We start from the raw sequence: 14,124 nt of genomic DNA, 5'->3' as shown, positions 1-14,124 counted from the left end.
GTTGAACGTATGTGCTGCCGGACAAGACAGCGCTCAGCTGCTGAGAGCCTCGGTTGGTGGCGTGTGTGAGGCCCGAATCGCGGGATAAAGCCCGGCAATAGCTCCGATGGCGAGGGTTGCTCCGACGCCTCCTGCGAGGGCAAGTGGAGGGAGTGAAACGGGCCACTGGGAGAGGGTCGCCAAGATGACAGTCACCACGCTGCCCAGCGCCGCGCCGGTGATACCACCGAGTGCCGACAGGAGGAGCGCTTCGGTGAGGAACTGTGAACGGATATGCCCGCGCGTCGCCCCGAGGGCCCGCCGCAGACCGATTTCCCTGCGGCGTTCAAGGACGGAGATAACCATGGTGTTGGCTACTCCGATGCCGCCGACGAGCAGCGCTACGGAGCCAAGACCGAGGAGCAGCCCGGTGAAGGCTTGATCTGCGGCTTTCTTCGCAGCCAGCGCGTCGGAGGGGCGAGATACTTGGACCTCTGTGGGCGCTTGGGGGCTGACGGTGCGGGCGAGGAGTTGACGGACCGTTTCGACGGAGGCATCAGTGGATCTCTCGTAGATTGTTGTCGGATTTCCGCTGAAGCCAAAGAGCGACTCGGCAATTTGTTCACCAATCAGGGCCGAGGTATCGAGCTCCTCAGCCAAGGCGACTGGTGCGAGGATGCCGATGACTGTGAACTGTTGTTCTCCAAGCCAGACGAGCATGCCTGACGAGGAAACCCCGAGGCGCTCAGCAGCGATCGCGCCCAGGACGACGGTCGGGTACGAAGCGGTGGCGTGGTTGAACCAGGAACCGGCAACGAGCTCGGCGCCGACAACGGCGAAGAGGCCGCTTGATGCGGCGTGCACCCCGATGCCTCCGGTACGGCCGGCTTCGATCAGGTTGCTGCGGTAGATGGCCTGCTTCTGCAGCGCCGCAGTCGACCCGACGTGCTGAACGCCCGCGATCTGCCCGACTTTCGCAACAGCGTTCGTAGGCAGTTGCGCATCCTCACCTGCCAGACTCTTCCCCGCTGTGACGCGTAGCAGGTTTGTACCTAACGAGTCGAGCTGCTGGTTCAACTGCGCCTGGCTCGATGAGGAGATTCCCACGACGGCGATCATCGCCGCGATGCCGATGGCGATGCCAAGCGCAGAGAGAATTGCTCTGGTGGGCCTGGACCGAAGTCCTGTTGTCCCCAGATGCAACACATCTCGGGCTAGCAGTTTCGACGCTCGCCCGTTCTCGCGCCTCATGCTGCCACTCCGGAATCGGCGACTACTCTGCCGTCGCGGATGGACACGCGGCGAGGGAGTTGAGCGGCGAGGTCGACATCGTGAGTGATGACTACGACCGTTGTACCGGCGTCGTTCAGCTCTCGGAGCAGCGCGACGACGGTCGCACCCGATGACGAGTCGAGGTTGCCGGTGGGTTCGTCAGCGAGCAGCAGTGGCGGGTTGCCAACCACAGCGCGGGCGATGGCGACGCGTTGCCGTTCGCCGCCGGACATCTGGTTGGGGCGGTGATCGAGCCGGTGCCCAAGCCCGACCCTGGTCAGCGCCAAGCTCGCACGCCGGCGTCGTTCCGAACGCCGAATGCCGGTGTAGACGAGCCCATCGGCAACATTGTCGGTCGCAGTTGTCCCTTCGGCCAGGTGGAATTGTTGAAACACGAAGCCGATACGGTATGCACGCAGTGCCGAGAGCCTCGCATCGGAGAGCTGCTGGACGTCTTCTCCATCGATGAATGCGGAGCCGCTACTTGGCCGGTCGAGGGTGCCGATCAGGTTCAGCATCGTCGACTTACCTGAACCGCTCGGGCCAACGATGGCGACAAACTCGCCTGTCGTGATGGTGAGGTCAACACCCGCGAGAGCGTGCACCGCAGGGCTGCCGTAGCTGCGACCAACCCCTTCGAGTCGCACAATGTCACTCATGCTGCCGGCACCACGACGTCGACACCGGCAGTGACGCCACCGCCACTGATTTCCACCCGACCGTCGGCGAACAACCCAGTCGTGACCGGAATGCGCTTCGTGGTTCCGTCGGCGTTCACGACTTCGACACCAAACCGCTCGCTATCGAGGGCCGTGAGTGCTTCCACTGGCACGGAAAGCACGTCTTCGCGTCGCTCGGAGGGAAACCCAACGGTCACCGTGGCGCGCTGCAGATCCGCAACGACAGCAAGGTCGTCGAGATCGATCGTGACCGGAATGCTGACGCTCGATTGGCCATTCGACTCCTTTTCCACGGGCGCACCGACAACGGAGACGGTCCCGGAGGTCGTGGTCCCCCCGGGCAGGCTGATGGTCACTGTGGCGCCAACCACAGCGAGCCGCTGATCGGCGGTCTTCAGATCCACCTGGACTCGTTTGCCGAGCGACGTCACCGTCAGCACGTTGCCACCCTGGCCGATCTGCGAGCCAAGCGCTGCGTCGACCGATCCAACACGAACATCCCCGGCCATGAAGATAACGGAACCGAGTTCAAGACGACCCGTCTGCTCGAGTCCGAGTGCTTTCTGCCACCGCTTGATCGCGCGCTCGGTCGACTCGGCGAATTCGAGATCAGGAGTGCGATCGAAGTAGCCGAGCGCCGCGAGACTCATCTCGAGCTGCATGACATCCGGTCCGTTGCCCATTCCGAGCCCGAACGCACGCCACGCAGGTAGCGGCCCGTGCAGCAACAGAACCGGCGTGTTATCGACCCAGTACAAACCGTTCCCAAGAGCCACTTGACTGCCGATCGGAGCGGTCGCGGTGAGCGTACCTCCGGAACCCGCCGCGATGGTTCGTTTGTCAGCGAAGTCAAGAGTGCCCGGCGACTGGCGGCTCCCGGCGAGCGTTCCCTGTTCGATCTTCGCCGTTGACGTCCTGATCGTCGGGCGCTCTTCAGCGGCGGCCTCCTCGCTCTGTCGCGCAAAGGTGTACGCGGTGCCGCCGCCGCCCAGTATTAGAGCGCTCACGGCGATGCTGGCAATGAGCATTCTCCGACGTCGGGGGGTGCGCGGAAGCGGGGGTTGGTTGTCGACTGAACTGTCGAGCTCATCGTCGAAGACGTGGTTCATAGAGTTCCTCACTGTGATGCCGCCGAACTCTCGTTCTCGTTCGGCAGCGGTGCTCCAGCTCACCAATTCCAATGTTGCGAGAGCGTCAACGCTTTGCTGATACACCGTCGAAACATCCGCTGTTCGGACAGGAGCGCCAAGACTCACGCCGCGTGCGATGAGGCGAGGCACAGCGGCCACTCGCGGAACGGAGTTTCCTGTCGTCAAACGGTTTGCCTTGGACTCCCATATGAAGCCACCACAGCGACGGCACTGCCGTGCACAGCAGTGTTGCCGACCTCCGACAAGAGCACCGCTCACTTCGTTCGAACGTATCGATGACCACGTGCATCAGACCACCTTCGGCAACGAGTTGACAGTCACGGTGAACTTCGGCGCGGACGATCACGCCAGCAGCCCAGCTGAGTGCTCGGTGGCGCCGCTGGCGAATGCCGAGCAGACCTTCTGCATCGCCGACTGACCTTGTGCTCAAACGCGGTGCGAAGCGGGCGTGTCGACTTCGCACCGCGTAAGTGGCGCCCGTAACGTCTTTCTGACGCGTCGAGTCATTTGCGATCGCGGTCCGAGTCGTGTGCGATGGAGGCGGCAACCTTTGCCGTCCGGAGAGTCTCCGGCTTACCGGACTGAGCTTGCGGCGCGCGAGCAGCCCCGCGCAATCAAGCTCAGCATCAATCTCGTCCTGCGCGTCAGTTGTCGAGCAGTCGTCTTGCCGCGAGGGCAGCAATTGCGGCGTCTTGTGCGCCGGTACCGGACAAATCTGCGATGGTCAGCAGATCTGGATCCCGATCAGTCCTGCGCCTGTGGAGCAAAGATCCGAGAGTAACAACGTCCTGGCCTCCTAGGTCGATGCCTTGGAGTTCTCCGAGCGTCTGGGATTGATGAAGGGAATCGACGACGATGAGGTCAGCGCGGCGCAATAATGACGGCTCGAGCTCGCGTTTGCCCGGCCCGTCAGAGCCGATTGCGGTGACATGAGTGCCAGCCCTGATCTGGTGCGAGTACAGCACGGGCACAGTTGAAGGGGTAACGGTGACTACGGCCGTGGCCGTCATCGGCGAGTCGTCCAAGGCTGCTCGTCGAACGGGAATATCGGCGCGTTCTTGAATCCAGGTTGCGAACGCCCGCATGCGGTCCTCGTTCCGACCATAGACGGTTATTCGTTCTGGAGTGCGCACGTGGAGCGCGGCCTCGATCTGGAAGCGCGCCTGTCCACCGCTGCCGACAATCGCGAGTTCCTCGACCTCTGCAGGAGCAAGCAGATCGAGCGCGAGGGCGCCGGCGGCTCCGGTGCGAAGCTCGGTGAGATAGCCGCCGTCGAGGAACAGTGCAGCGATGCGACCGGTCGCGCTGTCGACCACTGCGGTGAGGCCATCGGAGGTGGGGACCCCATGGCAGGCGTTGCCAGGAAATCCGGTCGCCACCTTGACCGATAGGTGTGGTGCACCGTGCACTGCGGCGCCTTTCACATGCAGTTCGCCGCGATGCTCGGAGACATTCAGGTGCCACGGCGGCGGCGACTCCACCGTTTGCGCGTGCAGGGCTCGGAACGCGGTGCGGGCAGATTCGATGGCATCACTCATCGTGAGGGTTGCGCGGATTTCGTCGGCCGAGAAGACTGGTGGTGTGGTCCTCATGGGCTGACCAGCTGAGCGAGCTGCTCGCCGGTAATGTTGCGCCCAGTGATCACGAACACCGCGGGGAGATCGGCTTGGATAAGTCCTGCTTGCGCGGCTGCTATCCCCACACTGGCGGCCCCCTCGGCTATGACTCCGTGCCGCAGAGCGAGGTGTCGGACGGCCGCACGAATAGCGTCTTCCGCGACGGCGGTCGTGGTGACCCGATTCTCCGACAGGAGAGAAGGGGTGATGCAGCCTTGAGCGATGTTGCCGGCCAGGCCGTCAGCGAGGGTCTGATGGATGTCGACGTCGACGATGCGACCGGTCGTCATCGCCTCCGACACCGCCCGGGAAGCTGCCGCTTCGACGCCAATAACGCGAGCTCGTTCAGGGGCAGCGAGTCCAGTGCCAGCAGCAAGACCGCCGCCGCCGACAGGAACCACAATCTGAAACGGGCCGGGTATCTCGTCGGCAACTTCGGCGATGATGGTCGATTGGCCGGCGATCACATCGGGGTCATCATATGCGGACACGAACCGTGCACCCAGCGCCTCAGCGACGTTGACTGCGGCCGCTTCGGCCTCGTCGTATCCATCACCTATCAGGCGAAGTTCGACTGCATATTTGCCCAAAGCTTGGACTTTGGCTGGCGACGCGTTCGCTGGCACAACGATGGAGGCATCTGCGCCGATAAGAGTGGCCGCGTAGGCGATTCCGAGGCCATGGTTACCGGCTGAGGCTGTGATGACTGGGCGGAAGTCACGTGCTGATGCGGCGACTGCCGCGAGGGCGCCGCGAACTTTGAATGAGCCGGTGGGCTGTAACGTCTCAAGTTTCAGGTAAGCCGGAGCTGCGAAGCCATCGAGTACGATCGGCACCAAGGGTGTTGGTGGTAGGTGTCGGCGGATGATGCGCGTGGCCGCGCTTGTGCGGGCTGTCCAGTCGATCGTAGAAGAAATCACAGAGTGGCTCCCTAATGGTCATGTCGGCGAGTCGTCGCCGGGTCAATGAGGTAGATGTATTCGTCCGTTGTTGCTCCGTGGACAGGGCGCAGCGTCCGGTGCATCGATCTCGATCGCTCGCCGAATCCCGACCTGAACCGGCTATGCGACCCTCGTGGTGGAGACACCGTCGGTGATGACTTCACCGACAGAACTGTTCGTTTGACGGTTCCAATTGCAGTTCTGGGCTAGGCAAACGGAGTGCTCCGACGGTCTTCTGATGCGTGAATGCGTCGAGTTTTGGCGCGCAAGAGCAGGATCAACCCTCCGAGGAGGGCCATTGTTCCGACGATGAGCGTCCAGACGGCATCGGTTCCGGCGACAGCGAGTCTGCTGGCATTCGTTGCAGCAGTTGTGGAATGTGCGGGCGGCGGGGAGGAGGAAGTTGGCACCCCGGATTCGGCCAGTCCGACAATCACCTGTGCGGGCGGGCCGTCGCCGGCCTGGTTTCGGGCTGCGGATCGGAACTGGTACTCCTTGCCCTTACTGAGCCCCTCGACGGCGAAGCTTGTTTCAGCGGTTTCTCCTACTTCTGTCCACTGGTTGGTGCCCGACGGGGCGACCGAGATGACGTACGACTCAATGGTGTCCCCACCATCGGACGCGGGTTCAACCCACTCCAACGACACGGCGTCTGCTTGCGCCACCGCATCGAACTCGCGAGGGGCGCCAGGCACGGTGTAGTAGGTGTATGTCTCGTGCACAACAGTGTTACCGTCCGGATGCTGCACCTGCACCTCTGCGGTGCCTGGCGCACCGTTCGGCGGAATGACGCTGAGCGACTTGCCGTCCGGCGCGACGTCGAGGTTCGAGCCGGGTCGACCTGCGAAGGTGACCGCGGTAGTGCCGAGGAGGAAGTTCCCGGACACCGTGACTGGCGCGGCTGCGTCAACGGTGCCCCGAGCTGGTTGGATCGCGTCGGCGACTGGGTTGGGACGGTAGAGATCGATGCGCGTGATCTGACCGGTTCGAACGTTGGAGACGTATCCGACGTGGGACCCGGGTACGACGCGAATTTGGTGGGCCCCACGACCAACCGCTTGCGCGAAGGTCCCGACCGCGGTGCGGGTTAGCACGTCGGTCATCGTGACCTCGCCCAGCACGATGTCTGTGGTGTATAAGAAACGACCGTCCGCGGACAAGACGATGTCGTTGGCTCGGCTGACGGGGATGCTAGCAACCTCGGAGCTTGTCGCAACATCGATGACAGAAATCGCTGCACGCGTAGCCACGTAGGCGGTTTTTCCGTCTCCAGCGAAAACGACTGCTGCAGGCTCTTGACCGGAGAAACCGGACACGGTTCCGATGCGGCGAGCTGTTGCGGTGTCGATGAGGTCAATTGAGGACTGCCCGAAGTTCGCGACGTACACCTGGGTGCCATCGGGCGAGACCGTGAGGCCTTCGAACAGACGCCCACCGAACCCCGAAATAGTCGACCGCACCGTGTGAGTTGCGGTGTCGATGACGTATACCCGAGCTTCTTGCTCATTCATGGCGTAGGCGCTGCTTCCGTCCGGCGAAAACGCGACTCGCTTCAGCCCACTGCCGCTCACGCCTGAAACAGACCCGACGACCGTGTTGGTCTGGGTGTCGATCACATCGATCGATGAGCCGGTAACGTAGGCAAACGACCCCGATGGCGCAACGGCGATGCCGTAAGACGTCGGCTGGGTGAAGCCACCGACAATCCCGGTTTGAGCGTTGGTCGCCGTATCGATGATGGCGATCTCAGGCATTGTGAAACTCGTAGCGTAGGCAGTCGTGCCGTCTGGAGTCACCGCAAGCCCGTAGGCCTTCGAACCGGTGTATCCGGCGACCACCTCAGCGGCGGACTTGGTTTCGCTGGCAACTGCTTGAGGCGCATCCCACACCGCCCCTGAGGTCGCAACGAGGGTGGCTGCAACGAGCGCAACTAAGCGGGGTACGCGTGGTGATTTCAGTCGATTTGTCATGTTCCCTGACCTGTTGTTCGCGAGGTGGCCCATCGTCGTGCGACGGGTGTGCAAGTACCGGCGCTTCGGAGCGCCGCGCCACCAACCAGATTGATCTAACCCGCTTGGTTTTCATGATCATAGCAGGTAAGTATATTAGAACAAGTTTTTCACTGAAACAACGGTGCCGCCGGCGGTGCGGCCGACCGGCCGTCGGAGCCACGCCGATGCGCCGCTAGATGCGGCGGCGGGGCTCCCCCCGCTCATCGGCGCCCGTGACTCGTGCGACGAGTTCCTCACCGAGTTCCAGGAACGCGACAATCAGCGCTTGGGCAGCAGTAACGTCCCGTGTGGCAGACGCGTGTCCGACGCCTTCCACCAAGTCAGCAAGGCCAATGAAGTCGAAATATGGAAGGGCGATTCGGGCGGCTTGGGCGACGCGATTCTCGACCGGGACAGCCGCTTCGCTCAGCAGCACGTTGTCGGCATTGACGAGATAAAAATGGAAGAGATCCTGCACTCGGAGGATGACTTCGCTCCCCTCGGGCGCCACCCTCTCGGGATCTCGAAGAAGCGCCGCCAGTTGTTCAGCTTCAGCGCTATGTGCCCGAATCAGTTCAATGGAGACGCTCGGGAGAACCTGCCGGAGCCCGATGCCCCAGAGCGCTCCGAGTACTTGGATGCCGTCCGTGAGCTGAATGGGATCAGGTCGACTCACGCGGAGATAGCGGCGGGCACTGCTCTCGACGAGCCCCCGCTGCGTCAATATCTGCAAGGCAGTCCGGACGGTAGGTCGAGAAACTCCCAACCATTCGCACAGAGCAATTTCATCCAGCCGCTCGCCGGGATTCAGGTCCCCATGCGCGATGGCTGCTGTGATCCGAGCCTGGACCTCCTCGTGCACGAGTCGGAGTTTGATGGGGCCAGTCGATGGGGGGATCGGCATTTCGGGTCCTCTGTTATGAGCTAGAGCAGGGAGGAAGTCGTGTGCAGCTCGTCACCGAGGGTCCTGAGCCGGCGCGCCGGCGGTCAGGCGAAGATCAACTTCCAGCGCACTGTGGCAGGGCGCCACTGTTTGCCTCTAGTATTCTAGAAGTAGTAAGCTTAGAGTCTCGAACCAGTAGGCGAAAGAGGTTGATGATGGATCGGCGGCAGATACGAACGAGGGGGCGACTCCGGGAGGCCATTCTGGTCCTCGCGAGAGAACAGTCCGCGGCACGGTTGCGGGTTTCGGAGGTGGCCGCATCGGCGGGCGTCAACCGCAGCACGTTCTACAGCCATGCCGATTCGCCAGTCGCGTTGCTTGCCGATGCTCTGCGGTTCAAGTACGACGAGCTCTGTACGCAACATGCCCTGGAGGACGCACCGTCATGCGAACTCCTGGCTCGCCTCGTGTGGATCACCGTCGACCATATCTCGGGCTACGACGCAATCTACCAGCGCGGCTTCGACTGCGATTCAGTCGATGGGTCACTACAGTGGATGCTCAACGCCGCCTTCGCTGACGCAGCCACAGCCGCTCTCATTTCTCGCGCCAACCGCCTCGATGACGCGAGCGAGAATGTCCCCGGCGGCACACGTGACGATGTTCGACGATGGGCGACTGTCACTGCCGCCGCTCACGTCGCCGCGATTCGCGGCTGGCGGACCGACCCCCGGCAGCAAACAGATGAAGCTCTCACTCGAGTCATCGAGCAGTGCCGACCAAACTGGTGGCCAGAGGATGGCGCCGCCTCCATCACCTCGTCGCCCAACCATGCCATGACACCAACCGCCACGGCTTGATGAGCCCATGACCCACATGACGAGACAACTTGCGCTTGCCTTGGAACGCGCACTCCACCAAGCCGGCGACGATCGACGTAGCCTCGTCCGTGAGATTGACCACGCCATCCTCATCCACCTGCAAACAGTGGCGCCGCCCACGGATCGAAGAGCGTCGCCGCAGCCTGCGACTGAGCCGCGGCGACGAAGCAACTTCCGCCCCGCCCAACCGTCTCCACGAATGCCCACCAGCGCACCCAGCCCTGAGCGCCTCAAACCAAGCAAAACCACGTGACAGTTCGGCGTTACTCAGAGCTGTCACCCGAGCAGTCTCGTTACGAGTGCAATGCGTGAGTTGGTGGCGCATAAGTGGTTACCGCTTGAAATTTGAGTTCTAGAACTAGTCGAGGTATTCTAGAAGCGGCGCTCTTCGGGTGGGCGCCTGGTGGGGCTGCACGGATTCGGAAACGTCAGCCCCGCGGGGCGGCCGGGTCAAATCTTGGCCTCGGCCCCCCGCACTTCACAGCGCGAACAATCTCCCGCTCACAACGCAACGCGGCGCACCCGGGAACGACTTCGAGAGGACCATTTGCATGCCACTACCGTCCGGCGATCGTCCAGCACAACGACGCTCCTTGCGATGCGAGGCGATGGACCGTCTCAAGACCGCGATTCTCGACGGCACCATCCTCCCGGGTGAAGCGCTGAACGACCAGGACATGCAGGAGTGGCTGCAGGTGTCTCGCACGCCGATTCGTGAAGCTCTGAACGACCTATCCCGGAGCGGGCTCGTCGAGATGGCGGCGCAACGATACACGCGCGTGGTGTGTGCCGACCCGCGACGTCATCCAGCGACCATGCAGGCGCTCGGCGCGACGCTATTGGCTGTCGCATCTGTCTCGGTGCCAGAGCTGACCGCACCGCATCGTGACAAGCTCGTCACACTCGCGGCGGACGTCGCTGAAGCGACGACGGGGGTGGAAGCGTCGGCGACGACATCGGCTCGCGCTCGATTCAGCGCTGCGCTGCTCGAGAGCTGCCCGAACGCTGAGCTGGTCACTGCCTTCGCTGAGGCCCTCGACGGGTTGAACTATCGGGTACACATCGCCCGAGTCGCCGATCCTTCTGCACCGGTCGAGGATGCTGAGGCGTTCTACGATTTCTCCCGGGCGCTTTTGAAGCTCGACGACCCCGCGGCCCTCATGTCGCTGGCGCGCGCTTACAACTTGCGCACCTCGCTGTCCGCGTAGGCCTGGCGCCACCGACCCGCAACGGGGTGCGTGCCACACCGGGTCTGTAACGCCGCGAAGCTCATGGGCTAGCTGAAATGTTCACCAATAGTGACAATGCCCTGGGTCTGTGCGCAGCCGCCCGCTCACTATGCGGCCCGACACCGAGCGTGTCGGGCCGCGGCAGCGCGCCGCGATCGCGCGGGCCTTTTGGACCCTCGACGACCTCCGTCCGCTAGCTACTGCTCTCTGGGACCGCCACTGACAAGCTGACGGTCTCTCCCTGGATTGGTGTCGATCCAGGCCATCCGAGGACGAGAGCTCGTAACCACAGGCGACGCTCAACTGCGGTTGACAGCCCAGCATCGTCTTGGCAGCTCAGCTGCACCAGTTTGTCACGGCGATTCACCGATGCGGAGAACTGAAGGATGACATGCGAGCCGTACACGGTGACTGCGCGCATCGGGATGCTGCTCGTCGAGCCCACCAGGACGTCTCTGCCGGTGTTATGTGCATCGGCGAGCTTGCCGAGGATGAGTCGCTCGTAGAGTCGCCGTTCAGTGCGCGATTGCGGCGTCAGTGGATCTCCGCCAAACAATGCGCGACGCAGTCGCTGCAGTTCATCGCGGTGCCGTCTTGCCAGCTCCGTTACACAACGTGCCGCTGCAGCGCCATCCGGTTCGTTTCCGATGAGCGCGGCGAACTCGGTGGTCGCGACGTCCATCGCCTCGAAGATCGCACGCCCGAGTCGAGCTTGGTGCTCGGCGGTGAAGTCGGCTGGGTACTCGTCTCCTTCCGCGCAGATCAACGCCACCAAATCGCGGTCGTAGCGCAGCATCAGGAGCTCATCGGAGTTCGCTGGCACCTGATCGCGCACATGCGATTCGTCCATGATCCAGGGCAAAGACACTTCGAGCGCATTCGCGAGACGATTCAGCGCGCCCCAGCTTGGATATAAGTGTCCGGCTTGCCATGCCTCGAGGACGTGGGACGAGTGGCCTGTCGAGGTTGCTGCCGCGTGGGCTGAAGCACTCGTTCGCACGGCGGCGGAGATCCCTGCCGGGGTGACTTGCCCGCTACGCCACCTCTCGTAGAGTTCGGACACAGACGGCGCTTCGCTCATGGCTGTGCTCCTGAACGTTGCGGGCGCACGAGACCCTGGTCTGGGCACTTGGCAACGAAGCGCAGCAAGTAATCACCGCGGGCGCAAGCGGCACTCATTCTGAACGCTCAGCGTCATCGAGCACGAAGATATACCCGCCGATCGTCCAACGGTTCGGAGGCGCGAGAAAAACGCTGCTCGATCCACCGGTGCTCACCGAGTCAATCGAGAACAGCCGAGTTGACTTTCTGAGCAGCGACAAAAAGGTGTCCGCGTGTTCCGGCGCGCCCTCGACCGTGAGTGAAAGCCGAATCGCGAGGAGGCGTCCTCCTCCCTGCATCGCAGGAACATCAAGGACCCCTTCGCCGCTAGCCAGGGGTTCGTAGGTGATTGGATCCTTCACGGTGATGCCGGACAACGTCACTCCTGATGTCGCGGCGATTCCCGAGAGCTCACTCAGGAAGGAGCTCATATTCGCCTGATCCGGGATCGCTGTCCGAAGTGCCTCGACCTCCGTGCGGATGTCGTCGATTCGTTCAGCATCGCCGGCGAGAGAGTCGAGGACGCCCTGCAGAGCCGTGTTGCCTTGGCGCACCGTCGCGGTCTCAGCTTGAGTGGTGCCAGTTTGGGCCAACAGGGGCTGTGCCCCTAGTGCGACACCACCGAGGACCACAGTCACCGCAGTGAGTGGGGCTGCGAAAAGCAGGATTCGTGCTTGGGAGGTCTTCATGGGGTGGGCTCTTTCGGGACAGTGAGTGCTGCAGCATCAAGATGGACGGTCACAAGTGACGCGAATCCTGCAGGTACGTTTGACACTGAGGTTGGCGTTGCGTCGGCGAATCCCGGCAGCGTGGAAATGTTGTCCAGCCATACCGTGACCGCGTCCGCTGAGGTGCTCTCGATTCGGACTGTGATCTGGGCGACGCGCGGCCCCTGCAACGGGACCGAGGGGGCCGTGATCGATGAGAAGGCTGTTGCGCTGTCAACGGAAATTGAGCTCAGTGTCGCCCCTGCAGGAACGGCGCCGCGGAACGAAGCCAGATAGAAGTCCCAGTCGATCGCTCCCGCAGCTGCGACACCCCTTGTGGCTTCGAGTTGTTGCGTTTCCGCGCGGAGCTGCACGAGCTCGTCGAACGCTTGCATCTCCCGGGTCAGGGCGCGAGTTTTGGTGTTCGCGTCCATCAGTTGCGTTTGCTCGTACACCAAAACCGTGGCCGAGGCGGCGATAGCCAGGACCACGCCAGCGCTCAGGGCGAGCACACCGATCCAAGAGCGTTTCGTCAGTGCGGTCAAGCGCCGCTGCTGTGTAATCTCGCGAGGGAAGAGGTCAACGAACGCGTCTGCTCCGAACTGCAGCTGGGGTTCCGAAGAACGCCGGATGAGGCTCATTCGTTGCCTCGCAGTGCCAGCCCAAGAGCGACCGCGTACTCGGCGGTGTGTGCGCGCGCGTGCGCTTCGTCGACGCGTGGCCCGAAGGTGAGTTTTCCGAACGGTCGGGCGAAGGTGGCTGGAAGGTCTGTTGCAGCCGTGAGGGCCTCTTTCAGTCCGAGGAGCTGGGACCCGCCGCCAAGCAGACGAATGCTGGCCACCGTGATACCTCGATTGGCATTCATGAAGAATTGCAGAGTCGATCTCACCGATTCGATGAGTTCGTGGGCTGCGTGAATGACCGAGTCGACAGCTACCTTCTCGGGGGTGCTGGCTGGCTGGTGCGTCATCCCAATCCGCACCTTCAACAGCTCCGCCCGCTGCAGGTCGACACCGAGGTCCGCCGCAAGTCGTTCGGTGATTGCCTGCCCGCCGGTGGGCACAATACGCACGAAGCGCGGAACACCACCGATCAACACGGTCATCGTGGTTGCAGTGGCGCCGATGTCCACGAGAGCAAGACCGCCCTCGCCGACGTTGTTGTGCGCGACCAGCCGTGCCGTTGCGAAGGGCACAACGTCAACGCTTTCCACATGCAAGCCTGCACGAGAAACCGCTTCGACGTTCGCGTGCACGTCCACAGCTCGCGCGGCGACCAACAGCCCGTTCACGGTCGAAGCGTCGGCCTCAACCTGCGCAACAGGCAAGAAGTCAAGAATCGCCTCGTCGACGGGGAACGGGAGTTTGTCGGCGACGTGAAACGGTAACGCTTCCTTCATCCGTTGACGTGAGGATTTCGGCACCACGAGGTCTCGGATGAGGACTGTCGTTGATCCCATGCCGACACGAACATTCTTCGTCCCGATGTCGCTCGTCGACCAAAGCTCCCGCAGTAGTTCCACGGTGGCGTCGATGTCCGTTACGGTCCCGTGAGAGATGAGTCCCTCTGGGACCGGAACGCTGCCGTGGCTGAGGATTGTCGGGGACTGTCGATTGGCGTCGACCTCGGCTGCACGTAACCGTGTGGTGCCGAAGTCGATGCCGGCGAAGTTCCTGGCCATACGAAGGCCCTT

The 14,124-nt window shown here is 62.7% G+C and carries 14 protein-coding genes; 3 read left to right on the top strand and 11 right to left on the bottom strand.

Translation table 11 applies throughout. The features are described from left to right. Positions 1 to 33: 33 nt before the first annotated feature. From B9Y95_RS09430 to B9Y95_RS09420, 3 genes are read right to left on the bottom strand one after another with little or no spacing between them, the layout of a single operon-like run. On the bottom strand, positions 34 to 1,230 hold the full coding sequence (locus B9Y95_RS09430) for an ABC transporter permease (protein ID WP_085511599.1): 1,197 nt from the start codon (positions 1,228 to 1,230) through the stop codon (positions 34 to 36). Next, positions 1,227 to 1,910: an ABC transporter ATP-binding protein gene (locus B9Y95_RS09425; RefSeq protein ID WP_085511598.1), complete on the bottom strand. Its 684-nt coding sequence runs from the start codon at positions 1,908 to 1,910 to the stop codon at positions 1,227 to 1,229. The genes B9Y95_RS09430 and B9Y95_RS09425 overlap by 4 nt, the downstream gene beginning before the upstream one ends. Continuing rightward, a complete protein-coding gene (locus tag B9Y95_RS09420; protein WP_085511597.1) occupies positions 1,907 to 3,040 on the bottom strand; it encodes a peptidoglycan-binding protein in 1,134 nt (377 codons plus the stop codon). The genes B9Y95_RS09425 and B9Y95_RS09420 overlap by 4 nt, the downstream gene beginning before the upstream one ends. Positions 3,041 to 3,365: 325 nt before the next feature. Here B9Y95_RS09420 and B9Y95_RS21095 point away from each other — a divergent pair, with 325 nt between their 5' ends. Next, positions 3,366 to 3,500 carry a hypothetical protein gene (locus B9Y95_RS21095; RefSeq protein WP_268808539.1) on the top strand — a complete coding sequence of 45 codons (135 nt, stop codon included), beginning with the start codon at positions 3,366 to 3,368 and terminating at the stop codon, positions 3,498 to 3,500. Positions 3,501 to 3,726: 226 nt separating this feature from the next. Here B9Y95_RS21095 and B9Y95_RS09415 read toward each other — a convergent pair whose 3' ends face one another. The 4 genes from B9Y95_RS09415 to B9Y95_RS09400 form a co-directional block, all read right to left on the bottom strand. Then, positions 3,727 to 4,674 (bottom strand): ornithine cyclodeaminase family protein, encoded by a 948-nt coding sequence (locus B9Y95_RS09415; RefSeq protein ID WP_085511596.1) that lies wholly within the window; start codon positions 4,672 to 4,674, stop codon positions 3,727 to 3,729. Continuing rightward, complete coding sequence (locus B9Y95_RS09410) at positions 4,671 to 5,618, bottom strand: threonine ammonia-lyase (RefSeq protein WP_085511595.1); 948 nt, start codon at positions 5,616 to 5,618, stop codon at positions 4,671 to 4,673. The genes B9Y95_RS09415 and B9Y95_RS09410 overlap by 4 nt, the downstream gene beginning before the upstream one ends. Before the next feature lie 227 nt (positions 5,619 to 5,845). After that, positions 5,846 to 7,393: a fibronectin type III domain-containing protein gene (locus B9Y95_RS09405; protein ID WP_159453370.1), complete on the bottom strand. Its 1,548-nt coding sequence runs from the start codon at positions 7,391 to 7,393 to the stop codon at positions 5,846 to 5,848. Between the two features lie 430 nt (positions 7,394 to 7,823). Beyond that, on the bottom strand, positions 7,824 to 8,492 hold the full coding sequence (locus B9Y95_RS09400; protein ID WP_159453369.1) for a GntR family transcriptional regulator: 669 nt from the start codon (positions 8,490 to 8,492) through the stop codon (positions 7,824 to 7,826). A gap of 332 nt (positions 8,493 to 8,824) precedes the next feature. On the opposite strand from B9Y95_RS09400, the gene B9Y95_RS20645 reads away from it, so the two are divergent. Further along, complete coding sequence (locus B9Y95_RS20645) at positions 8,825 to 9,373, top strand: hypothetical protein (RefSeq protein ID WP_159453368.1); 549 nt, start codon at positions 8,825 to 8,827, stop codon at positions 9,371 to 9,373. A gap of 629 nt (positions 9,374 to 10,002) precedes the next feature. Next, positions 10,003 to 10,602 (top strand): GntR family transcriptional regulator, encoded by a 600-nt coding sequence (locus B9Y95_RS09390; protein ID WP_085511591.1) that lies wholly within the window; start codon positions 10,003 to 10,005, stop codon positions 10,600 to 10,602. Between the two features lie 214 nt (positions 10,603 to 10,816). Here B9Y95_RS09390 and B9Y95_RS20345 read toward each other — a convergent pair whose 3' ends face one another. The 4 genes from B9Y95_RS20345 to pilM form a co-directional block, all read right to left on the bottom strand. Then, positions 10,817 to 11,704 carry a hypothetical protein gene (locus tag B9Y95_RS20345; RefSeq protein ID WP_143736409.1) on the bottom strand — a complete coding sequence of 296 codons (888 nt, stop codon included), beginning with the start codon at positions 11,702 to 11,704 and terminating at the stop codon, positions 10,817 to 10,819. A gap of 94 nt (positions 11,705 to 11,798) precedes the next feature. Then, a complete protein-coding gene (locus B9Y95_RS09380; RefSeq protein WP_143736407.1) occupies positions 11,799 to 12,413 on the bottom strand; it encodes a hypothetical protein in 615 nt (204 codons plus the stop codon). Next, a complete protein-coding gene (locus tag B9Y95_RS09375) occupies positions 12,410 to 12,976 on the bottom strand; it encodes a hypothetical protein (protein ID WP_143736405.1) in 567 nt (188 codons plus the stop codon). Before B9Y95_RS09375 ends, B9Y95_RS09380 begins: the two co-directional genes overlap by 4 nt. Before the next feature lie 92 nt (positions 12,977 to 13,068). Next, positions 13,069 to 14,112 (bottom strand): type IV pilus assembly protein PilM, encoded by a 1,044-nt coding sequence (gene pilM / locus B9Y95_RS09370; RefSeq protein ID WP_085511587.1) that lies wholly within the window; start codon positions 14,110 to 14,112, stop codon positions 13,069 to 13,071. Positions 14,113 to 14,124: the final 12 nt, after the last annotated feature.

It is taken from the genome of Plantibacter flavus (assembly GCF_900177615.1).
Classification (GTDB): domain Bacteria; phylum Actinomycetota; class Actinomycetes; order Actinomycetales; family Microbacteriaceae; genus Plantibacter; species Plantibacter flavus.
This window is presented reverse-complemented; position numbering and strand designations above follow the sequence as displayed.

Bases quoted from the DNA above. Each gene is read 5' to 3' on its own strand.
- B9Y95_RS09420 (WP_085511597.1), bottom strand. From the start codon at position 3,040: ATGAACCACGTCTTCGACGATGAGCTCGACAGTTCAGTCGACAACCAA.
- B9Y95_RS09415 (WP_085511596.1), bottom strand. From the start codon at position 4,674: ATGAGGACCACACCACCAGTCTTCTCGGCCGACGAAATCCGCGCAACC.
- B9Y95_RS09390 (WP_085511591.1), top strand. From the start codon at position 10,003: ATGGACCGTCTCAAGACCGCGATTCTCGACGGCACCATCCTCCCGGGT.
- B9Y95_RS20345 (WP_143736409.1), bottom strand. From the start codon at position 11,704: ATGAGCGAAGCGCCGTCTGTGTCCGAACTCTACGAGAGGTGGCGTAGC.
- pilM (WP_085511587.1), bottom strand. From the start codon at position 14,112: ATGGCCAGGAACTTCGCCGGCATCGACTTCGGCACCACACGGTTACGT.
- B9Y95_RS09430 (WP_085511599.1), bottom strand. From the start codon at position 1,230: ATGAGGCGCGAGAACGGGCGAGCGTCGAAACTGCTAGCCCGAGATGTG.
- B9Y95_RS09405 (WP_159453370.1), bottom strand. From the start codon at position 7,393: ATGCCTGAGATCGCCATCATCGATACGGCGACCAACGCTCAAACCGGG.
- B9Y95_RS09380 (WP_143736407.1), bottom strand. From the start codon at position 12,413: ATGAAGACCTCCCAAGCACGAATCCTGCTTTTCGCAGCCCCACTCACT.
- B9Y95_RS09425 (WP_085511598.1), bottom strand. From the start codon at position 1,910: ATGAGTGACATTGTGCGACTCGAAGGGGTTGGTCGCAGCTACGGCAGC.